We start from the raw sequence: 18,733 nt of genomic DNA on the forward strand, positions 1-18,733 counted from the left end.
GCAGAATTCTCCGGTGCAATCTTCATGCGCGTTTAGCGGTCTCGGGGCGCGCCCGCAAGCATATGGCGGCGGTAAACGAGGATCATCCATGCGAGCATGCCAGCGTTGAGGATATGCCAGAGGAAATGCGTCCCGAAAGGGATGACATTGCACAGGATTTCATCAACCGAGCGCGCGGTGATCGACAGCGCCAGCAGCGCCGCCCCTGTCAGGAACCCCCGCGTGATATGGGGCGTTTTGTGCAAGGCCAGCCCGTAGACCACCAAGAGGATCGGCACGGTCCAGTAGAAGGCCGAAATGCCGAAGAACGGCAGCATCCCCAAAAGCGGCACCGTGATCGCAGCGAAGGGCAAAAACAGCGCCGTCGCCCCCAAGGCAGGCCAGACCCCCTGCCCGATCACATCCCGGTGCACCGCGAATAGATAAAGCAGGATGAAAGCTCCAATCGGGACCACATCCATCAGCGCGGACCAAGGGGTTGCGAAGGTGTGGAACAGGAAACTGCCCATCCCGATGGCGAAAAGGATCGCAGCAAGCGCGCGCGCCAGCGGCAGCCCTGCGGTGCGTGGCCAGACCCAAAGGGCGGCGATGAGGAAGGCGAGATTGGTCAGCGCATTGATCGGTTCGGACCAGAAGCCGGGGTCGATGCGTTCGCAATAGGCGTCGATATGGCTGTGCCAGTCCATGCGTGGCCTCTTGAGGATGGGGTCGAAAGACTCTTATGCCTCCGGCGGGAGTATTTGTGGAAAAAAGAAGTTGTGATCAGCGTTTTGCAGCGAAGAAATCGCGCAAGAGCTGTTCGGCCTCGGCGGTGCTGATGCCGTCATAGATTTCGGGCCGGTGGTGGCATTGCGGATGAGTGAAGATGCGCGGGCCTTGTGCCACGCCGCCAGATTTGGGGTCGGCGGCGGCATAATAAAGCCGCGCGATGCGCGCATTGCTGATGGCGGCGGCGCACATCGGGCAGGGTTCGAGTGTGACGTAAAGATCGCAGCCGGTCAGCCGTTCCTGCCCCAGCGCGGCACAGGCGGCGCGGATCGCGAGCATTTCGGCATGGGCGGTGGGGTCGTTCAGTTCGCGCGTCCGGTTGCCCGCCTGCGCGATGATTGCACCGTCACGTGCGATCACGGCCCCGACCGGCACCTCGCCGCGGACAGCGGCGGCGCGCGCCTCGGCCAGCGCGAGATCCATATGCGAGCGGAAAACCATTGCTGAGTGATGCCCGCGCGCGCAATCTCTGGCAAGGGCCGATCAAAGCGGCTAAGGGTCAGCCATGAGCAATGATACACCCCAGGGCGACCGGATCGCCAAAGTCCTTTCACGCGCGGGTGTCGCCAGCCGCCGCGACGCCGAACGCATGATCGGTGAAGGCCGCGTCAGCGTGAACGGCAAGGTCATCACCAGCCCCGCGCTGAATGTGACGGATGCCGACCGGATCGTGGTGGATGGCAAAGCCATGCGCGCGCCCGAGGCACCGCGCCTGTGGCTGTATCACAAGCCTGCGGGATTGGTGACGACCGAGCGCGACGAAAAGGACCGGCCCACGGTGTTCGCATCCTTGCACGCGGAGATGCCACGGGTGATGTCGGTAGGGCGGCTCGATCTCAATTCCGAAGGGCTGTTGCTGTTGACCAATGACGGCGGCGTCAAGCGGCGGCTGGAACTGCCCAGCACGGGCTGGCTGCGCCGTTACCGCGTGCGCATCAACGGGTCGGTCAGCGAGGCGCGGCTGGAGCAATTGCGCGCAGGCATCACGGTGGACGGCATCCGCTATCAGCCGATGATCGTGACCTTCGACCGCCAGCAAGGTGCCAATGCCTGGCTGACGGTCAGCCTGCGCGAAGGCAAGAACCGCGAGATCCGCCGCGCGATGGACGCCATCGGCGTGACGGTGAACCGCCTGATCCGTGTCAGCTACGGCCCGTTCCAGTTGGGCAATCTGGAGGCGGGTGCCGTCGAGGAGGTTAAAGGCCGTGTCGTGCGCGACCAACTGGGGCTGACCGACAAGGATCTGGGCAAGGACAGTGCCAAACCCGCCCCCACACGGGTGCGCAAGCCGGTCAACCGGCCGGTAGCCGGAAAAAAGCGGTCAGGCTGACCCTTTCGCCGCAGGAATCGACGCAAAACTCTCGCATTATCGCGCAAGGCTCCTTATCTGGGGAACGACCATGACCGGAGTATCTGCCCCATGTTGCGTCTGATCCTGCTGCTGAGCTTTGTCGCCGTTCTGGCGATCGGCTTTCTGGCTGTGCTGGGGGCAGTGCGCGTCATGGCGGGCGGTGCCGCAGAAAAGGACCCAGACCCCATGCCCGCCCCCTTTCGACGGATTTCCTATATCGTGCTGGTCGTGCTGATGTTCGGCGTGGCGTCCGGCTGGCTGGGATCGGCCTGATGGCAAAACGGTTCGGCGGCAAGTTCAGCCCTGACGGGGCCACAACAGATCCACGCGAGGCGGCGGTCGATCCGGTACGGATCAAGGCGGCGGGATCGCGGGGGCGCATCCTTTACGTGCCCGCCGTGGTGCTGGTGTTCACATCGCTGAATGCAGGGCCTGCGGTGCTGGTCACCGCACTTGCCGGTGCCGGGGTGCTGACGCTGGCGGCGTGGCTTTTGCAGGAAGGGCTGCGCGCCGAAGCGGCCTATGATGCCCGCAAGGTCGCGCGCCGCCCCGCCTTGCCGCGCAAGATGCTGGCTTCGGCGCTGACGGGTTTGGGCGTGGCGATTGCGGCCTATACCGGCGACAGCGGCATCGTGGGATCGGCGCTTTATGGCGTGGCGGCGCTTGCGCTGCATGTCGCGGCTTTCGGGATCGACCCGCTTGCCGACAAAAAGGTCGCGGGGCTGGACCGGTTCCAACAGGACCGCGTGGCGCGCGTGGTGGACGAGGCCGAGGCGCATCTGACCGATATGGCCGCCGCTATCGCCAGCCTGAACGACCGCCGCCTGATCGAACGGGTGGCAGGATTCCAGCGTGTCGCGCGCCGCATGATCGCCAAGATCGAAGAAGACCCGCGCGACCTGACAGGCGCACGCCGCTATCTGGGTGTCTACCTGATGGGGGCGCGTGACGCGACATCCAAGTTCGTCGACCTTTACCGCCGTGGCCCCGATGCCGGGGCGCGCGCGAAATACGAGGCGCTTTTGACCGATCTGGAGCAGAACTTTGCCGCCCGCACCGAAAAGATGCTGGTGGATGACCACGCCGACATGGATATTGAGATCAATGTGCTGCGCGACAGGTTGCAGCGAGAGGGCGTGAGCCTGAAAACGAAAGGGAACGAGTGATGTCCGAATCTACCCGCGAAAAGGCGGCCCAGGCTTTGGCCGAGGTCGAAAAAGTCACCGCTGTCGTGTTGCCCGAACCGTCGCGCGATCTGGTGGTGCTCGACAGCGCCGATACGGCCACCAAGGCGGAAATCAACCGCCGTATTGCCGAGATCAACATCGGCGATACCAATTCCATTGTGTCCTTCGGTGCCTCGGCCCAGACCGACCTGCAAGCGATCAGCCAGAGCATGCTGGCCGGTGTCCGCAACAAGGATGTGGGCCCAGCGGGCGACAGCCTGCGCAGCATGGTCACGACGATCCGGGGCTTTTCGGTGTCGGAACTCGACGTGCGGCGCGAACGCAGCTGGTGGGAGAAACTGATCGGGCGTGCCGCGCCCATCGCCAAATTCACCGCCCGGTTCGAGGAGGTTCAGGGCCAGATCGACAAGATCACCGATGACCTTTTGCGCCATGAACATGTGCTGCTGAAGGATATCGAAAGCCTCGACATGCTGTATGACAAGACCTTGCAGTTCTATAACGAGCTGGGGCTCTATATCGCTGCTGGCGAGGCGAAGCTCGCGGAACTGGATGCCACGACCATCCCCGCGAAAGAGGCCGAAGTCCAAGCCGCCCCCGTGGATGCGGCGATGATGAAGGCACAGGAATTGCGCGACCTGCGTTCTGCCCGCGACGATCTGGAACGCCGCGTGCATGATCTGAAACTGACGCGTCAGGTGACGATGCAGTCGCTGCCCTCGATCCGGCTGGTGCAGGAGAACGACAAGTCTCTGGTGACCAAGATCAATTCGACCTTGGTGAACACGGTCCCGTTGTGGGAAACGCAACTGGCGCAGGCCGTGACGATCCAGCGGTCGAGCGAGGCTGCGCGCGCGGTGCGCGATGCCAATGACCTGACCAATGAATTGCTGACCGCCAATGCGCAGAACCTACGTGACGCCAACAAGATCATACGCACCGAAATGGAACGCGGCGTGTTCGACATCAATGCGGTGAAAGCGGCGAATGCCAACCTGATCGCCACGATCAACGAAAGCCTCGAGATCGCGGACGAAGGCAAACGCAAGCGCGCCGAGGCCGAGGTCGAGATGCAGAAGATGGAAGAAGAGCTCAAGCAGACCCTGTCGGCCGCGCGCGCGCGCAAGACTGGGACTGGCGACGTCATCGGCACCTCGACCGGCATGGCGTAAGCAGGGATGACGGCAGCACGGTTTATCGTGGCGTTTGCCATGACGGCGGCTTTTCTGACGGGGTGCGAGGTAGCGCCCCCGTCGGACCCCGTGCCACCGCCACAAGCCGTGCCTGCCGTCATCATGCCCGCCTTGCCTGCCGTGCGCGAACCCAGCGCGGCGAGCCGCAATCTGATGGCCCATTATACCGCCTTGCAGACCCAGATGCTGACGCAGAACCTGCTGCGCAGCGATGGCGGCGGGGCGGATACGCCGTTCACCGATACGATGCTGGCACGCAATTTTGCCCAGATCGCGCTGGCTACCGAATATGGCGACAACAGCGATTTCACCGTCCGGCAGGGCGGGCAGACCACGCTGCGCCGCTGGGAACAGCCGATCCGTATGAATGTCGCCTTCAGCGACAGCGTGCCGCTGGCGCAGCGCGATCAGGACCGCACCAGCGTATCCGCCTTTGCCGCACGGCTGGCGCGGCTGACAGGCGTGCCGATCAGCCAGACCGACGAGAGCCCGAATTTCCACGTGCTGTTTCTGGACGATGACGACCGCCGTGAGGCGGCTGATCGGCTGCGCAAGCTGGTGCCTGGACTGTCCGATGCGACGATCCGGGGCATCGTGTCCCTGCCGCGCGACCAGCTTTGCCTTGTCGCGGCTGTGTTCCAGCCCGGCCAGTCCACCTATGCGCAGGCCGTCGTGCTGATCCGCGCCGAACACCCCAACCTGATCCGCGCCGCCTGCCTGCATGAGGAACTGGCGCAGGGCATGGGGCTGGCCAATGACAGCGACACCGCGCGCCCGTCGATCTTTAACGACAGCGAGGAATTCGCGCTGCTGACCCGGCATGACGAATTGCTGCTGCGCATTCTTTACGACCGCCGCCTTGCCGCCGGCATGACCCCCGCCACCGCCGCCCCGATCGCCGCCGAGATTGCGCGCGATCTGACGGTCGCGGGTGCCAGCTGACCTTAACCCACCTAGGGAGACCGCCCATGTCCATCTTCGACTTTCTGTCCGGCCAGTTCATCGACGTCATCCACTGGACCGACAACACCCGCGACACGATGGTGTGGCGGTTCGAACGGCAGGGCCACGAGATCAAATACGGCGCGAAACTGACCGTGCGCGAAGGGCAGGCTGCCGTTTTCGTCCACGAAGGGCAGTTGGCCGATGTGTTCACCCCCGGCCTTTACATGCTCGAAACCAACAACATGCCGATCATGACCAGTCTGCAGCACTGGGACCACGGGTTCAAAAGCCCGTTCAAATCGGAAATCTATTTCGTCAACACGACGCGGTTCTCCAACCTCAAATGGGGCACCAAGAACCCGATCATGCTGCGCGATCCCGAATTCGGGCCAACGCGCCTGCGCGCCTTTGGCACTTATACCGTGCGCGTCGCCGATCCGGCCGTGTTCCTGCGCGAAATCGTCGGCACCGACGGCGAATTCACCATGGATGAAATCAGCTACCAGATCCGCAACATCATCGTGCAGGAATTCAGCCGCGCGCTGGCGGCGTCGGGTATCCCCGCGCTCGACATGGCGGCCAATACCGCCGATCTGGGCAAGCTGGTCGCCACTGCGATCGACCCCACGTTGAAGAAATATGGCCTGTCCCTGCCCGAGCTTTACATCGAGAACATCAGCCTGCCGCCCGCCGTGGAAAAGGCGCTGGATGCGCGCACCTCGCGCGGGATTGCGGGCAATCTCGACGAGCATCTGAAATGGAAAGCCGCCGAGGCCATGGCCACCGAAAACTCTGCCGCAGGGCAGGCGATGGGGATGGGCATGGGGGCGGCTTTGGGCATGCAGATGGCCAACCCGCAGACAGGTCCTTGGGGGCCGGTCGCGGCACCCCCTGCCCCGCCACCGCCGCCACCCGTCGAACATGTCTGGCACATCGCCGAAGGTGGTCAGGTCACCGGTCCCTTTTCCAAGGCCGCGATGGGCCGCAAGGTCACGGACGGCACGCTGACCCGCGCCAGCATGGTCTGGACCCAAGGGCAGGACGGCTGGAAACCAGCCGAGGATGTGACGGAACTTGCCAATCTTTTCACCGTCATGCCGCCACCCCCGCCCGGCGCATGACACAACGGCGGCTGACAATCCTGCTGCATTGGTCGATGTTCATGATGCTTCTTGCCATGATCAAAGGCGGCACGGCCAATGAAATCCTGCGCTGGGCCTTTGTCGGCGCGGGGGCGGTATGGCTGGCCATGACAGCGGCCAAGGGCATGTTGGGCAAACCCGGCCCCAAGCTGCAAGGCGCGCTGCGGGCGGCCTATCCGTGGATGCATCGCGGGCTTTATGCCGTGATGGCGGCCAGTGTCGCGATCAATGCGGCGGCATTGCTGGGCTTTGCCAGTCTTGATCTGGCGTGGAACAGCCTACTGGTGCTGCTGATGGTCGGTACGTTTCACGGCCTGTTTCATTTCTGGCGGCACAACGTGCTCTATGACAATGCCCTACGGATGATGCTGCCGCGCTTCATGCACAAGATCCTATGACCAAGACCATCCCCGCCGCCCCTGTCGATCACCGCTTTCCCTGCGATGCCTGCGGGGCCAACCTGCGGTTCGATCCGCGGGCGAACCAGCTTGTCTGCCAGCATTGCGGCAATACCCAAGAGATGCCGCAGACCACGACGACGGGCAGCATCAAGGAAATGGATTTCCGCCGCGCGCTGGACCAGCACCTGCCCGAGGCGGATATCGAGATCACCCGCACCGTCGCCTGCACCACCTGCGGCGCGGAATTCGAATTCGACCCAGATGTGCATGCCGCCGAATGCCCCTTCTGCGCCAGCCCCGTGGTCAGCGACACCGGCACGCACCGGCATATCAAGCCTGCGGGGTTGCTCCCCTTCGCGCTCGATGAAGCGACCGCGCACAAGGCGATGAACGACTGGCTGGGCAGCCTGTGGTTCGCGCCGGGCGGCCTGACCGAATATGCCCGCAAGGGACGGCGGATGAACGGCATCTATGTTCCCTACTGGACATTCGATGCCGATACCGCCAGCCGCTATACCGGCCAGCGCGGAACGCATTACTATGAAACCCGCACCGTCGTGCGCAACGGCAAGACCCAACAGGTGCAGGTGCGCAAGACCCGCTGGCGCGCCGTGTCCGGGCAGGTCGCGCGGTTTTTCGACGATGTGCTGGTGCTGGCGTCCAAATCCCTGCCCAAACGGCACACCGACGGGCTGGAACCCTGGGACCTCAGCGCGTTGGAACCTTACAAGCCCGACTACCTCGCCGGTTTCCGCGCCGAAGGCTACCAGATCGCGCTCGAGGACGGGTTCTCCGAGGCGCGCGCCTATATGGACCGGATGATCGCGCGCGATGTGAAATACGACATCGGTGGCGACGACCAGCGGATCGGGCAGATCGATACGCAAATCAGCGCTGTGACCTTCAAGCATGTCCTACTGCCGGTCTGGCTGGCGGCCTATAAATACCGCGGCCAAAGCTATCAGTTCGTGGTCAATGGGCGCACCGGACGGGTGCAGGGCGAACGGCCCTATTCGGCATGGAAGATCGCAGGTGCCGTGATCGCCGGTCTGATCTTGGCACTGGTCGCAGGTTTCGTTATCGCTAACACCCAATGACGGGAGAGATACGATGATCCTATGCTGTGGCGAAGCCCTGATCGACATGCTGCCGCGCGAAACGGCAGCGGGCGAGGCGGCCTTCGCCCCGCATGCCGGTGGCGCGGTGTTCAACACGGCCATCGCACTCGGGCGGCTCGGCGCGCCGGTCCAGTTCTTTTCGGGCCTGTCGTCGGATCTGTTCGGCACGATCCTGCGCGACCAGCTTACCACCTCTGGCGTGGATGCCAGCCCCGCCGCGATCAGCGACCGGCCCACGACGCTGGCTTTCGTGACGCTGACGAACGGCCATGCCTCCTATGCTTTCTATGATGAAAACACCGCAGGCCGCATGCTGACCCCCGCCGATCTGCCCGACACGCAGGCCGAGGCGCTTTTTTTCGGCGGCATCTCTCTGGTCGTCGAACCCTGTGCGGCCGCCTATGAGGCGCTGATGCTGCGCGAAGCCCCGCGTGCGGTGACGATGATCGACCCCAATATCCGCCCCGGTTTCATCAAGGATGAAGCCGCCTATCGCGCGCGGCTGGACCGGATGCTGGCGGCGGCGGATATCATCAAGATCTCTGACGAGGATCTGGCATGGATCAGCGGCGATACCGATGCCGCTGCCTTGCGCGCGAAAACAGGCGCTACCGTCGTCCTGCTGACGCGCGGTGCCGATGGCGTGACGGTCGTCACCGCGACAGGCCATTTCGATGTGCCGGCGGTCAAAGCGACGGTTGTCGATACAGTGGGTGCGGGCGACACGTTCAGCGCGGGGTTTCTGGCAAATCTGGACGCGCAGGGATTGCTGCGCAAATCCGTGCTCCGCGCAGCTGACCGCGATGCTTTGGCGCGCGCGACCGCCTTCGGCGCAAGGGTCGCCGCCGTCACCGTCAGCCGCGCGGGTGCAAACCCGCCCTGGGCCTCCGAGCTGTGAGAGCGCTGGTCCAGCGCGTCAGCGAGGCCAGCGTCAGCGTGGACGGGGCCGTGATCGGCCAGATCGGACCGGGTCTGCTGATCCTTGTCTGCGCGATGGCGGGCGACACGCCGGACAAATCCGCCACCCTTGCCGCCAAGATCGCCAAACTGCGGATTTTCAAAGATGACGCGGGCAAGATGAACAAAAGCCTGCTCGACACAGCCGGTGCCGCCCTGATCGTCAGCCAGTTCACGCTGGCCGCCGACACATCGCGCGGCAACCGCCCCGGTTTTTCCACCGCCGCCAGCCCTGACCTTGGCCGCACCCTTTATGAACAGTTCATCGCCGACATCGGTGCCTTGGGCATCACCACCGCCACCGGAACATTCGGCGCGGATATGGCGGTGTCACTCGTCAACGACGGGCCGGTGACAATCTGGATCGAAATCTGACGCCATCTTCCGAGACCAAATATCCCCGCCGGAGACCAAAAAGTCCTTCAGCAGCCTTTCCCCACGACCAGCACCCAATAGGGACCGCGCGTGCCTGTCGTAATCCCGATGCCGAATTCCTCGACCCTTGGGTGCAGCATGATTGTGCGGTGACCGGGCGAATTCATCCAGCCGGTGATGATCTGTTCGGATCGCGGATAGCCCCAGGCGATGTTCTCTCCGACAATACAATCACTGTAGCCCACAGCACGGACCCGCTGTTGCAGGTTCGACCCGTCTGTCCCGATATGGGCGAAGAATTCGTTGCGGTGCATGTCGCAGGCATGGGTCATCGCGGCGCGGCCCAGATCACGGTTGAACCGCAGCGGACGCTCGCCATTGGCCTGGCGGCTTGCGTTCAGGCCGGCGGCGATTTCGGTCGCAAGCTCATTGACGTTTTCAGGCGCCACGCAATTGGCGGCCAGCGCGGCATTTGCCGAAAGCCCCGTGATCAGTGCCACCAGCAGCGCCTGCAAAACGATCATCGCGCGTCCCCTTTTCATTTCGCCCATTTCCTGAGCAAGACGCGCAAATCGGGGCAAGGCTATGGCAAGACGGGGGAAGTTACGGGGCAATCAGACCTGCAACTTGGGCAGGTGTCGGCCAATCATGCTGAGCGCAAAGATGAATACCGCCACGCAGATGATCGACGGTCCAACCTGCGTGTCGAAATGCAAGGCAAGCCGCAGCCCACCCAAGGCGGACAGCGCCCCGATCGCCATCGCGAAAAAGGCCATCCGTTCGGGCGTGCTGGCAAAACCGCGCGCGCTGGCGGCAGGGATGATCAGCAGCGCCGTGATCAGCAGCGCGCCCACGACCTTGATCGCGACGGCGACTACAGCGGCGACCAGCACCGTCAGGATCAGTTGCTGGCGGCGCGGGTTGATGCCCGCCGCATGGGCCAGATCAGGGTTCAGCGTCGCGGTCAGCATCGCGGACCAGTGCCACCAGAGCACACCCATAAGCAGCGCTCCGCCGCCCCAGATCACCGCCAGATCGCTGCGCGTCACGCTCAGCACATCGCCGAACAGATAGGCGTCGAGGTCGATCCGCTGCCCCGGCACCAGCGTCACAGCCACCAGCCCCAAGGCCAGCGCCCCATGCGCCAGCACGCCAAGGATCGTGTCGACAGCGACCCCCTGCCCGGTCAGCGCATGGATCAGCACCGCCATGCAAAGGGCGACAACCGCGACACCCAGCGTGATCGACGTGCCGAACAGCAGCGCCATCGCCACGCCCAGCACAGCCGCATGGGCCGTCGCATCGCCGAAATAGGCCATCCGCCGCCAGACCACGAAACAGCCCAAAAGCCCCGCCGCCACGGCCGTGCCCACGGCGGCAAGGGCGGCACGCACCAGAAAATCATCCAGCATTATTCCGCCGCCTCGTGATGGTGATGGCCATGATCGTGGTCATGTTCATGCCGGTACAGCGCCAGCGCGCCACCCGTGCCCGTCCCGAACAATTCGCGGTAGGCGGGGGCGGCGGACACGACTTCGGGCGTGCCTTCGCAGCAGATATGGCCGTTGAGGCAGATCACCCTGTCGGACGCGCTCATCACCACGTGCAATTCGTGGCTGACCATCAGCACCGCACAGCCCAAGTCCTGCCGCACGGCAGCGATCTGGCGATAGAAGGCCGCCGATCCGGGCTGGTCGAGCCCTTGGGTCGCTTCATCCAGCATCAGCACGTCGGGGTTCGCCAAAATCGCGCGTGCGAGCAGCACACGCTGGAACTGCCCGCCCGACAATTGCGACATCTGCTGTCTTTGCAATCCGGCCACGCCCGCCGTGCGCAACGCCTCGGAAGCAGCGGCGGCAGGCACCGGCTTGGGCAGGTTCAGGAACCGCGCCACGGTGATCGGCAAGGTCGGATCGATATGCAGTTTCTGCGGCACATAGCCGATGCGCAGGCCGGGCGCGCGGGTCACTGTCCCCTTTTGCGGTTTCAGCGCGCCGATCAGCAACCGCAGCAACGTGGATTTGCCCGATCCGTTGGGGCCCACGATCGTCACGATCTCGCCTTTGTCGAGCGACATGCTGACGTTCTGCAGAACCCTTTGGCCACCATGGCCAAAGTCGATGTGGCGCGCGTCGATAAGGCTCATGCGGCGGCATCCGGCTGGCAGGCAGGACAAATCCCTTCGGCCTCGATCATCGTCTGCTCAAGCTGGAACCCGTTGGCGGCGGCGGCCTGTGTCAGGCTGCGCGAACTGGCCTGTGCCTCGGCCACGGTGCCGCATTTGCGGCAGATCATGAAGGCCGGATCATGCACAGCACCGGGATGCGCGCAGGCGATAAAGGCGTTCAGCCGCTCGATCCGGTGGGCAAAGCCCTGTTCGACCAGAAAGGCCAGCGCGCGATAGGCGACGGGCGGTTTGGACCCCAGCCCTTCGGCATCAAGCCGCGCCAGCACGTCATAGGCCCCAAGGGCAGAGTGGCTTTCAAGTAGAATTTCCAGCACCCGCCGCCGCACGGGGGTCATGCGGACCTTGCGATCCACGCAAGCGCTGTCTGCCGCCGCAAGTGCGGCGCTGATGCAGCTGTCGTGATCGTGCCGGGCAAAGGCCATGGGGTCTTGGGACATTGTGCGCCTTGTTATGATATAACATATCAAATATAACATCACATCGAAATCACCACAAGGACCACGCCATGATTCGTTTTCTGTCCCTCTGCGCACTTGCGCCCACCGCTGCCCTTGCCGACGTGCCACAGGTGATGACCGATTTCGCGCCTATTCACAGCCTGACAGCACAGGTCATGGGCGATCTGGGCACGCCCGATGTGTTGCTGCCCCCGGGTGCGGACCCGCATGATTTCGCCCTGCGCCCCAGCGACGCCGAAGAACTGGGCGCCGCAAACCTGATGATCTGGACCGGCCCGAGCCTGACGCCCTGGCTGACCGACCTGATCGACACGCTCGCCCCGAATGCCACGCAGGTGACCCTGCTCGACGTCGCCGGATGGGAGACGCTGCCGATCCGCGACATCCAGAAATTCGTCGTACCAGCCGCCGAGGATGATCATGACCATGCGCATGACGATCATGACCATTCTCACGATCACGATCACGCCCATGATGACCATGGGCATGACCACGGGGAGTCCCATGACCACGGGCATGACGATCATGCCCATGGCGATCACGACCACGACCATGGTGACTTTGACCCCCACGCCTGGCTTGACCCGAACGTGGCACAAGTCTGGGTCGCCGCGATTGCCGATCAGCTTGGCAACGCTGATCCTGAGAATGCCGTGACCTATGCCGCCAATGCCGAGGCAGCGATTGCCCGGCTGACAGTGCTTGATGCGGAACTGGCGGCACAACTGACCCCGTTCGCAGGTCTTGCCTATATCCTGCCACATGACGGCTATCAGTATTTCGAGTCCCGCTACGGGCTGACCGCCGCCGGTGCGATTTCCGGCATCGACGCGCGCACCCCCGGCCCTGCACAGGTCGCGAGCCTGCGTGACCAGATGGCCGACAGCCAGATCGTTTGCGTCTTCAGCGACGCCGAAATCGGCGACCGTTGGGCGACCGTCGTCACCGAAGGCACCGAGGCCCGCACCGCCCAGATCGACGGTGTCGGCGCAGGTCTGGACAGTGGCGCCGCGCTTTACGAAGCGCTGCTGCGCCGTCTTGCCGATGACTTTGCCGCCTGCCTTGGCGGTGCGTAACCGGCCCTAGAAATCAGTGGGCGCGCCGCCTTCCGCCTTGCGCCGCGCCACGAAATCGGCCAGCTCTTCCTTGATGGCCACATCCAGCGGCGGGGCCTCGAAGGTCGCAAGAATATCCTTGTAAAGGTGATGCGCGCGTTCCGCCGTGCCGATGGACCCCGCTGCCTCCCACGCCTCGTGATTGCGCCAGTCGGACACAAACGGCTGATAGAACGCCTGTTCGAACCTGTCCTGCGTGTGCTGTGTGCCAAAGAAATGCCCGCCCGGTCCCACCTCCTTGATCGCGTCAAGTGCGATGTCGTCAGGCCCTGTCGCGGTCAGCATCGGGTCCATGTAACGCTGGATCATCTGGACGATCTCGCAGTCCATGATAAACTTTTCCGGACTTGCGATCAGCCCGCCCTCGAGCCAGCCCGCCGCATGATAGACAAGGTTTGTGCCGGACTGCACAGCAGACCAGAGCGAATTCGAAGTCTCCCACATCGCCTGGCCATCGGCGAGGTTTGCGGCGCAGACGCCCGAGGCCCGCATGGGCAACCCGTAGAACCGCGCCATCTGGCCCGTCATCTGGGTCGCGCGCATGTATTCGGGCGTGCCAAAGGCGGGCGCGCCAGATTTCATGTCGACGTTGCTGGTGAAGGTCCCGATCACGCAAGGCGCGCCGGGGCGGACATATTGGAACAGCGCGATGGCCGACAAAGCCTCGGCAATCGACAGGGTCACGGCCCCCGCCATCGTCACGGGCGCCATCGCCCCAGCGAGCGTGAAGGGTGTGACAATCACAGCCTGCCCGCGCCGGATGCAGCGAAGGCAACCGTCGATCATCGGCACGTCGTGTTTCAGGGGCGATGTGGAGTTGATGTTGGTGTACATATGCGGTTTGGACGCAAACTGATCCTCGGTCAGACCGCCCGCGATGCGGACCATCTCCATCGCATCCTCGACCCGTTCGCGCCCCAAGGAATAGGCATGCGCGACCTTGTCGGTCAGGACCATCTTGTCGTGGATCACGTCGAGATGGCGCACAGAGGCGTGCACATCCACAGGTTCCACCGGATAGCCGCCGGAAAAATGGATGCAGTTGAAGTACTGCGTCAACCGCAACAGGTTCGCGCATTGCTCGCGCGTGCCGGAGACTTTGCGCCCGATTTCCAGATCGTGGTAATTGGGCGGCGAGGCGACGGCCCCGAACAGGATATGCTTGCCGCCGATCGTGACCTTGCGATCGGGATTACGCGGGGTGATGTCGAATTGCGCAGGCGCATGGGCCAGCATTTCCATCACCCAGTCGCGGCCCATGCGCACATTGGTGCCGTTCACGGTGCAACCGGCCTGCCGGAACAGCGCCAGCGCCTCTTCGTTCAGAAACTCGATCCCGATCTCTTCAAGGATGCGCATCGCGCCGTCATGGATTGCCTGCACGCCGTCGGGCGTCAGCGGTTCGGTCGGGCGGTCGGTGTTGACCGGCAGGTGCCAAGACATCTGGTCGATCGCCGCCGTGCCGCGCCGTGTCGCATTGCCTGCCCGTCCGCCACCGCGCCGCCGTGTCTTGCCATCTGCCTGCATCGTGATCCCTGCCATTTCTCAGGGCAGGATGGCAAAACCAGCGCGGGGATGATGACGAAAAACCGACAAAAGCCGTCGCATTCAGCTTGCGATCAGCTTTTCCCGCCGCAGCCATGCGGGAATATCGGCGATACTGTCAAGCACGGTATCGGCCAGCCCCGCCAGTTCCTCGCGCGGGGCGGGTCCGGTCAGCACACCCACCGTCAGCATCCCCGCTGCGCGCCCTGCATGCAGGTCATGCGTGCTGTCGCCGACCATGATACACGCGTCAGGGCCCAGCCCCGTCGCGCGGCAAAAGCCGATCAATTGCCCCGGTCCGGGCTTGGCACCGTATCCGCTGTCATAGCCCGCGACAAAGGCGAAATCGGACCGGATACCGGCCTTGTCGAGATGGCGCAGCGCGGGGCCTTCGGCGTCGTTGGTGACCACGCCAAGGGTCAGGCCCAATTGACGCAGCCCCGCAGTATAGGCGCGCAACGGCACCGCCTCGACCTGATCGACCTGTGCTGATCCCGCATTCATTCGCCCGATCAGCGCGGCCTTGTCCACGTCGCCGGGCAGCACGTCAAGGATCGCATCAGCCACATCACCCACGGTCGAGGCGATCACGATGCTGCCGGGAAAGAACCGCCCATTTTCCATGTCGTAACCCAGCGCCGCCGCCAGTCTTGCGCACAGGATCGGGTCGTCGCCTGCCTCTGCCACCAGCATGGCGCGGGTCCAAGCACCCCAAGTGGCGTTGAAATCGAACAAGGTGCCGTCCTTGTCAAAGATGATGCCTGCAATCACGGTCGGTTCCTTCGTGCTTTGGTCCGCACCGGACCCGACCCGCAGGCCGGTGTCAAGCATCAGGTCCAATGCACCTGTTCGGACCCCGGCAAGGCATAGCGCGCACGCAGCGGCATGTCATAGGCAAGCCCCTGCGCATCGCAAAAGGCCATGACCCAAGTGTCGTCCGTCGTCAGGAAATCCAGCACCGCCGCCTGAAAGGCGGGTTCCGCCGCGCGGTCGCGCAGATCATCGACCGACGCCCCGCTGGCCCCCAGAAAGGTCGTGCAGATCTCGTCCTGCCCGGCCATCCAGCCCAAGGCCTGAAGCGCGATTACCTGCGCCTGATCCGGTCCCATGATTCATCCTTTATTCACTGGAAAGAATTTCTTAACCAATACGACCGAAACTGTCTGCAGGAAACGCCCTTGTTTCCGTGATGAGGACGCAGACATGTCGGGAAGGATATTGATCGTCGATGCGGTGCCGACCAACAGAATCGTGCTACGCGTCAAAATGCTGGCCGCGCAATTCATCGTCGAAGCCTGCGCATCGAACGCCGAGGCGATGGCGATCATCGCCCAGCATCGCCCTGACCTGATCCTCGTGAACCTGTCCGACCCGGCCGAGGACCGGCACGGATTTTGCAGCGCCTTGAAGGCGGACCCCGACACCAGCACCATCGCGATCATCGCCGTGGGCATCGCGGATACGTCGCGCGCGCGGTTTGCAGCCCTTGATGCGGGAGCCGACGACGTGCTGGCGCGCCCGATGAATGACGCGCTGCTGCTGGCGCGCATCCGCAGCCTGCTGCGCGCACGCTCTGCCACCGAGGAATTGTTCCTGCGCGACAGCACCAGCCGCGCGCTGGGGTTCAGCGAAAGCCAGACCGCCTTTGTCACACCGGGGCTGGTCACGCTGATCGCGCCGCAGACCGCGCCGGTGACACAGCTGATCGCCACCTTGCACGCAGGGCTGGGCCATCCTGTTGTGATCCAGACCGCAGCGGCGGTGCTGCGCGACAATGACGACGCGCCTTGCCCCGATCTTTTCATCATCCCCGCCGCCGACCCCAAAGGCGATGCAGGACCGCTTTTCAGCCTTGTGTCGGACCTGCGCAGCCGTGTGGAAACGCGCCTCGCGTCGGTACTGGTCATGGTCCCGGACGATCGCCCCGAAATAGCCGCGCTTTTTCTGGACCTTGGTGCCGATGATGTCGTCACCCAAGGCGCTCTCCCGCAAGAGGTGCTTCTGCGCGCCAGGGCGCTGGTGCGGCGCAAGCAATTGCACGACGCCCTGCGCCGCAATCTGCGCGACGGGTTGCAGGCCGCGGTGACCGATCCGCTGACGGGGCTTTATAACCGCCGGTACGTCGACCATCACCTGTCGCGGATGTCCGAACAATCCGCCGCCGCAGGGCGCGCGCTGGCCGTGATGATGATCGACATCGACCATTTCAAGGCGATCAACGACAGCTATGGCCATGCCGCAGGCGACAGGGTGCTGGTCGCGCTGGCCGCGCGCCTGCGCGACAATCTGCGCGCGGTCGATCTGGTCGCCCGCATCGGCGGAGAGGAGTTTCTGGTCGCCATGCCGCGCACCAGTGCCGCACAGGCGCAAGGGGCCGCTGACAGGTTGCGCAGGCTGGTCAACCAGACCCCTTTCGATCTGGGCGAGGCGCATGCGCCGATACAGGTCACGATTTCTGTCGGCGTGGCGCTCAGCGGCGAGGCGGGGCAAGACCAGCCCGACACGCACCGCATCTGCGATCTGGCGGATGCGGCCCTGTATCGCGCGAAATCAGCCGGGCGCGACCGTGTGGCGATGGACCTGACGGCCGCCTAGCGGCGCAATTCCTGTTCCAGCCGGTCGGCAAAGGCCTGCCGGCGTTCAGGTGGCATCGCCGCAATCCTGTCCAGCACCGCCATCCGCGCGCGCGCCTGCACCTGGTTCAGCCGGTCCGCCTGTTCCTCGAGCAGGGCCAGCGTCACCGCCGGATCATAGGGATCGGCGCGCAGGGCGGCGGCAACCGCCGCCATCTGACCGCGAAAATCATGGCCGCGCAAACTACGGTCCGCGCGCAAGTCGCGTCCAATCGCGCGCCGTTCGTCGTCGGACAGCGCGCGCGCGACAGGGCCGACGCCAAAGTCGATCCGTGGCGACGCGCGGTCGCCAAAGCGGCCCGACACCATCGCGCCACCGATGATGCCTGCCACCGCAAGGTTCAGCGCCAGCGACACCACCAGCACGATGCGCCAGATACGGGACGGGCGCGTCTGCACATCAGCCATCGGACAAATCTCCTGCGATCATGAATTCCTCGGCTGACAATCCCAGACTGACCGTCTCGCCCAAAAGGCCTGTGGCGTAATCCGCGACCACGGGCGGCGGGGCGATGCCGATCCAGATACCTGCGACCGTCGCCGCCGCCAGACTACCCAAAGCGGGCCAGCCGCCGATCATCGCGCGCATCTGCGCCAGCACCGAAGGCTGCGGGCGCAGCACCGGCACCGGGCGCGCGGCATCCGCCAGCACCCGCGCGATCAAAGCGTCATCGGGCACGGGCGCCAGATTGCGCGCCTGCGCGAACAGATCGTCCAGCATATCGTCAGGCGGGTTCGTCATCGTCATACCCCAATTCTGCCTTGCGCCCCGCCATGATCGCGGAAAGCGCCCGTTTGCCGCGCGCCGTCAGACTTTCGACCGACGCCACGCTGATGTCCATGATCCCTGCGATCTGCGGGTTGGACAACCCTTCGAGATGCCGCAGCGCCACCGCCTGCGCCTGCCTGTCGGGCAATTGCGCCAAGGCATCCGACAACGCCCGCAGCCTTGCGCGGGTCTGCATTTGCGCCGCGACCGATGGCGTGGCATCCAGCGGTTCGGCCACCTCGTCGATCGCCACATGCCGCCTTTTGCGCAATCGGTCGGTGCACAGGTTCACGGTGACCCGGTACAGCCAAGTCGTGACCTGCGCCTCGCCCCGCCGCCAGTCGGGCGCGATCCGCCAGAGCCGCAACATGGCGTCCTGCGCCACATCCTCGGCCTCGGCACGATTGGCGAGCATCCGCAACGCCTGCGCCAGCACACGCGGCAACAGGCGCTGCGTCAGCGCCTCCGCCGCGCGGGGGTCGCCGCTGGCATGAGCCAGCAACAGATCCTCGTCCGAGGCATGGGCGAAAAGGTCGGGTACCGCCGTCATTTGTGATCGTGCTAGCGGCATCCGCCCCCCGTGACAAT

The 18,733-nt window shown here is 64.2% G+C and carries 24 protein-coding genes; 12 read left to right on the plus strand and 12 right to left on the minus strand.

What is annotated here, in order from left to right; genetic code table 11:
* Positions 1-32: 32 nt before the first annotated feature.
* Together H147_RS0110790 and H147_RS0110795 are read right to left on the minus strand one after the other, a co-directional pair.
* Positions 33-686, minus strand: coding sequence for a membrane protein (locus H147_RS0110790; protein WP_019955384.1), 654 nt, complete (start codon positions 684-686; stop codon positions 33-35).
* Positions 687-762: 76 nt separating this feature from the next.
* Positions 763-1,209, minus strand: coding sequence for a nucleoside deaminase (locus H147_RS0110795; protein ID WP_019955385.1), 447 nt, complete (start codon positions 1,207-1,209; stop codon positions 763-765).
* A 64-nt stretch (positions 1,210-1,273) separates the two neighbouring features.
* On the opposite strand from H147_RS0110795, the gene H147_RS0110800 reads away from it, so the two are divergent.
* From H147_RS0110800 to dtd, 10 genes are all read left to right on the plus strand, one after another.
* On the plus strand, positions 1,274-2,098 hold the full coding sequence (locus H147_RS0110800) for a pseudouridine synthase (RefSeq protein WP_019955386.1): 825 nt from the start codon (positions 1,274-1,276) through the stop codon (positions 2,096-2,098).
* 90 nt (positions 2,099-2,188) lie between these two features.
* Positions 2,189-2,392, plus strand: a complete 204-nt coding sequence (locus H147_RS0110805) for a hypothetical protein (protein ID WP_019955387.1) — start codon at positions 2,189-2,191, stop codon at positions 2,390-2,392.
* Positions 2,392-3,285 (plus strand): 5-bromo-4-chloroindolyl phosphate hydrolysis family protein, encoded by an 894-nt coding sequence (locus tag H147_RS0110810; RefSeq protein ID WP_019955388.1) that lies wholly within the window; start codon positions 2,392-2,394, stop codon positions 3,283-3,285. Before H147_RS0110805 ends, H147_RS0110810 begins: the two co-directional genes overlap by 1 nt.
* Positions 3,285-4,478, plus strand: a complete 1,194-nt coding sequence (locus tag H147_RS0110815) for a toxic anion resistance protein (RefSeq protein ID WP_019955389.1) — start codon at positions 3,285-3,287, stop codon at positions 4,476-4,478. The genes H147_RS0110810 and H147_RS0110815 overlap by 1 nt, the downstream gene beginning before the upstream one ends.
* A gap of 39 nt (positions 4,479-4,517) precedes the next feature.
* On the plus strand, positions 4,518-5,441 hold the full coding sequence (locus tag H147_RS0110820; RefSeq protein ID WP_245541132.1) for a DUF2927 domain-containing protein: 924 nt from the start codon (positions 4,518-4,520) through the stop codon (positions 5,439-5,441).
* 26 nt (positions 5,442-5,467) lie between these two features.
* Positions 5,468-6,565 (plus strand): SPFH domain-containing protein, encoded by a 1,098-nt coding sequence (locus tag H147_RS0110825; RefSeq protein WP_019955391.1) that lies wholly within the window; start codon positions 5,468-5,470, stop codon positions 6,563-6,565.
* Positions 6,562-6,984 (plus strand): hypothetical protein, encoded by a 423-nt coding sequence (locus H147_RS0110830; protein ID WP_019955392.1) that lies wholly within the window; start codon positions 6,562-6,564, stop codon positions 6,982-6,984. The genes H147_RS0110825 and H147_RS0110830 overlap by 4 nt, the downstream gene beginning before the upstream one ends.
* Positions 6,981-8,084, plus strand: a complete 1,104-nt coding sequence (locus H147_RS0110835; protein ID WP_019955393.1) for a TFIIB-type zinc ribbon-containing protein — start codon at positions 6,981-6,983, stop codon at positions 8,082-8,084. The genes H147_RS0110830 and H147_RS0110835 overlap by 4 nt, the downstream gene beginning before the upstream one ends.
* A 13-nt stretch (positions 8,085-8,097) precedes the next feature.
* Positions 8,098-9,003, plus strand: a complete 906-nt coding sequence (locus tag H147_RS0110840) for a carbohydrate kinase family protein (RefSeq protein WP_019955394.1) — start codon at positions 8,098-8,100, stop codon at positions 9,001-9,003.
* Complete coding sequence (gene dtd, locus H147_RS0110845; protein ID WP_019955395.1) at positions 9,000-9,437, plus strand: D-aminoacyl-tRNA deacylase; 438 nt, start codon at positions 9,000-9,002, stop codon at positions 9,435-9,437. Before H147_RS0110840 ends, dtd begins: the two co-directional genes overlap by 4 nt.
* 47 nt (positions 9,438-9,484) lie before the next feature.
* Here dtd and H147_RS0110850 read toward each other — a convergent pair whose 3' ends face one another.
* The 4 genes from H147_RS0110850 to H147_RS0110865 form a co-directional block, all read right to left on the minus strand.
* A complete protein-coding gene (locus tag H147_RS0110850; protein ID WP_245541133.1) occupies positions 9,485-9,979 on the minus strand; it encodes a CAP domain-containing protein in 495 nt (164 codons plus the stop codon).
* Between the two features lie 72 nt (positions 9,980-10,051).
* Positions 10,052-10,849 carry a metal ABC transporter permease gene (locus H147_RS0110855; RefSeq protein WP_019955397.1) on the minus strand — a complete coding sequence of 266 codons (798 nt, stop codon included), beginning with the start codon at positions 10,847-10,849 and terminating at the stop codon, positions 10,052-10,054.
* The gene (locus H147_RS0110860) at positions 10,849-11,583 is read right to left on the minus strand and encodes an ATP-binding cassette domain-containing protein (protein WP_019955398.1); all 735 of its coding nucleotides are present in this window, start codon (positions 11,581-11,583) and stop codon (positions 10,849-10,851) included. The genes H147_RS0110855 and H147_RS0110860 overlap by 1 nt, the downstream gene beginning before the upstream one ends.
* On the minus strand, positions 11,580-12,062 hold the full coding sequence (locus tag H147_RS0110865) for a transcriptional repressor (protein ID WP_019955399.1): 483 nt from the start codon (positions 12,060-12,062) through the stop codon (positions 11,580-11,582). Before H147_RS0110865 ends, H147_RS0110860 begins: the two co-directional genes overlap by 4 nt.
* Before the next feature lie 68 nt (positions 12,063-12,130).
* Here H147_RS0110865 and H147_RS0110870 point away from each other — a divergent pair, with 68 nt between their 5' ends.
* Positions 12,131-13,159, plus strand: coding sequence for a zinc ABC transporter substrate-binding protein (locus H147_RS0110870; protein WP_019955400.1), 1,029 nt, complete (start codon positions 12,131-12,133; stop codon positions 13,157-13,159).
* A gap of 6 nt (positions 13,160-13,165) precedes the next feature.
* On the opposite strand, the gene H147_RS0110875 is transcribed toward H147_RS0110870, so the two are convergent.
* The 3 genes from H147_RS0110875 to H147_RS0110885 form a co-directional block, all read right to left on the minus strand.
* Complete coding sequence (locus H147_RS0110875; protein ID WP_019955401.1) at positions 13,166-14,740, minus strand: trimethylamine methyltransferase family protein; 1,575 nt, start codon at positions 14,738-14,740, stop codon at positions 13,166-13,168.
* Positions 14,741-14,806: 66 nt separating this feature from the next.
* Positions 14,807-15,574, minus strand: a complete 768-nt coding sequence (locus tag H147_RS0110880; protein ID WP_019955402.1) for an HAD family hydrolase — start codon at positions 15,572-15,574, stop codon at positions 14,807-14,809.
* Entirely contained in the window at positions 15,574-15,852 is a 279-nt protein-coding gene (locus H147_RS0110885; protein ID WP_019955403.1) for a DUF3572 domain-containing protein, read from the minus strand. Before H147_RS0110885 ends, H147_RS0110880 begins: the two co-directional genes overlap by 1 nt.
* Positions 15,853-15,946: 94 nt before the next feature.
* Between H147_RS0110885 and H147_RS0110890 the strand changes: the two genes are divergently transcribed.
* Entirely contained in the window at positions 15,947-17,338 is a 1,392-nt protein-coding gene (locus H147_RS0110890) for a diguanylate cyclase (RefSeq protein WP_019955404.1), read from the plus strand.
* Here H147_RS0110890 and H147_RS0110895 read toward each other — a convergent pair.
* From H147_RS0110895 to H147_RS0110905, 3 genes are read right to left on the minus strand one after another with little or no spacing between them, the layout of a single operon-like run.
* On the minus strand, positions 17,335-17,784 hold the full coding sequence (locus tag H147_RS0110895; RefSeq protein WP_019955405.1) for a periplasmic heavy metal sensor: 450 nt from the start codon (positions 17,782-17,784) through the stop codon (positions 17,335-17,337). The two genes, H147_RS0110890 and H147_RS0110895, sit on opposite strands and share 4 nt — an antisense overlap.
* A complete protein-coding gene (locus H147_RS0110900) occupies positions 17,777-18,118 on the minus strand; it encodes a hypothetical protein (protein ID WP_245541134.1) in 342 nt (113 codons plus the stop codon). Before H147_RS0110900 ends, H147_RS0110895 begins: the two co-directional genes overlap by 8 nt.
* Positions 18,102-18,695 carry an RNA polymerase sigma factor gene (locus tag H147_RS0110905; RefSeq protein ID WP_019955407.1) on the minus strand — a complete coding sequence of 198 codons (594 nt, stop codon included), beginning with the start codon at positions 18,693-18,695 and terminating at the stop codon, positions 18,102-18,104. The genes H147_RS0110900 and H147_RS0110905 overlap by 17 nt, the downstream gene beginning before the upstream one ends.
* Positions 18,696-18,733 lie beyond the last annotated feature (38 nt).

Origin of the sequence: Yoonia vestfoldensis DSM 16212, from assembly GCF_000382265.1 — a bacterium.
In the GTDB taxonomy this organism is placed as follows: domain Bacteria; phylum Pseudomonadota; class Alphaproteobacteria; order Rhodobacterales; family Rhodobacteraceae; genus Yoonia; species Yoonia vestfoldensis.

What these genes read in the sequence shown, in the direction of transcription:
- H147_RS0110840 (WP_019955394.1), top strand. Translation starts at nt 8,098, where the DNA reads ATGATCCTATGCTGTGGCGAAGCCCTGATCGACATGCTGCCGCGCGAA.
- H147_RS0110870 (WP_019955400.1), top strand. Translation starts at nt 12,131, where the DNA reads ATGATTCGTTTTCTGTCCCTCTGCGCACTTGCGCCCACCGCTGCCCTT.
- H147_RS0110905 (WP_019955407.1), bottom strand. Translation starts at nt 18,695, where the DNA reads ATGACGGCGGTACCCGACCTTTTCGCCCATGCCTCGGACGAGGATCTG.
- H147_RS0110890 (WP_019955404.1), top strand. Translation starts at nt 15,947, where the DNA reads ATGTCGGGAAGGATATTGATCGTCGATGCGGTGCCGACCAACAGAATC.
- H147_RS0110855 (WP_019955397.1), bottom strand. Translation starts at nt 10,849, where the DNA reads ATGCTGGATGATTTTCTGGTGCGTGCCGCCCTTGCCGCCGTGGGCACG.
- H147_RS0110900 (WP_245541134.1), bottom strand. Translation starts at nt 18,118, where the DNA reads ATGACGAACCCGCCTGACGATATGCTGGACGATCTGTTCGCGCAGGCG.
- H147_RS0110885 (WP_019955403.1), bottom strand. Translation starts at nt 15,852, where the DNA reads ATGGGACCGGATCAGGCGCAGGTAATCGCGCTTCAGGCCTTGGGCTGG.
- H147_RS0110875 (WP_019955401.1), bottom strand. Translation starts at nt 14,740, where the DNA reads ATGGCAGGGATCACGATGCAGGCAGATGGCAAGACACGGCGGCGCGGT.
- H147_RS0110860 (WP_019955398.1), bottom strand. Translation starts at nt 11,583, where the DNA reads ATGAGCCTTATCGACGCGCGCCACATCGACTTTGGCCATGGTGGCCAA.
- H147_RS0110815 (WP_019955389.1), top strand. Translation starts at nt 3,285, where the DNA reads ATGTCCGAATCTACCCGCGAAAAGGCGGCCCAGGCTTTGGCCGAGGTC.
- H147_RS0110800 (WP_019955386.1), top strand. Translation starts at nt 1,274, where the DNA reads ATGAGCAATGATACACCCCAGGGCGACCGGATCGCCAAAGTCCTTTCA.
- H147_RS0110820 (WP_245541132.1), top strand. Translation starts at nt 4,518, where the DNA reads ATGACGGCGGCTTTTCTGACGGGGTGCGAGGTAGCGCCCCCGTCGGAC.
- H147_RS0110810 (WP_019955388.1), top strand. Translation starts at nt 2,392, where the DNA reads ATGGCAAAACGGTTCGGCGGCAAGTTCAGCCCTGACGGGGCCACAACA.
- H147_RS0110835 (WP_019955393.1), top strand. Translation starts at nt 6,981, where the DNA reads ATGACCAAGACCATCCCCGCCGCCCCTGTCGATCACCGCTTTCCCTGC.
- H147_RS0110790 (WP_019955384.1), bottom strand. Translation starts at nt 686, where the DNA reads ATGGACTGGCACAGCCATATCGACGCCTATTGCGAACGCATCGACCCC.
- H147_RS0110805 (WP_019955387.1), top strand. Translation starts at nt 2,189, where the DNA reads ATGTTGCGTCTGATCCTGCTGCTGAGCTTTGTCGCCGTTCTGGCGATC.
- H147_RS0110880 (WP_019955402.1), bottom strand. Translation starts at nt 15,574, where the DNA reads ATGCTTGACACCGGCCTGCGGGTCGGGTCCGGTGCGGACCAAAGCACG.
- H147_RS0110830 (WP_019955392.1), top strand. Translation starts at nt 6,562, where the DNA reads ATGACACAACGGCGGCTGACAATCCTGCTGCATTGGTCGATGTTCATG.
- H147_RS0110795 (WP_019955385.1), bottom strand. Translation starts at nt 1,209, where the DNA reads ATGGTTTTCCGCTCGCATATGGATCTCGCGCTGGCCGAGGCGCGCGCC.
- H147_RS0110895 (WP_019955405.1), bottom strand. Translation starts at nt 17,784, where the DNA reads ATGGCTGATGTGCAGACGCGCCCGTCCCGTATCTGGCGCATCGTGCTG.
- H147_RS0110825 (WP_019955391.1), top strand. Translation starts at nt 5,468, where the DNA reads ATGTCCATCTTCGACTTTCTGTCCGGCCAGTTCATCGACGTCATCCAC.
- H147_RS0110865 (WP_019955399.1), bottom strand. Translation starts at nt 12,062, where the DNA reads ATGTCCCAAGACCCCATGGCCTTTGCCCGGCACGATCACGACAGCTGC.
- H147_RS0110850 (WP_245541133.1), bottom strand. Translation starts at nt 9,979, where the DNA reads ATGAAAAGGGGACGCGCGATGATCGTTTTGCAGGCGCTGCTGGTGGCA.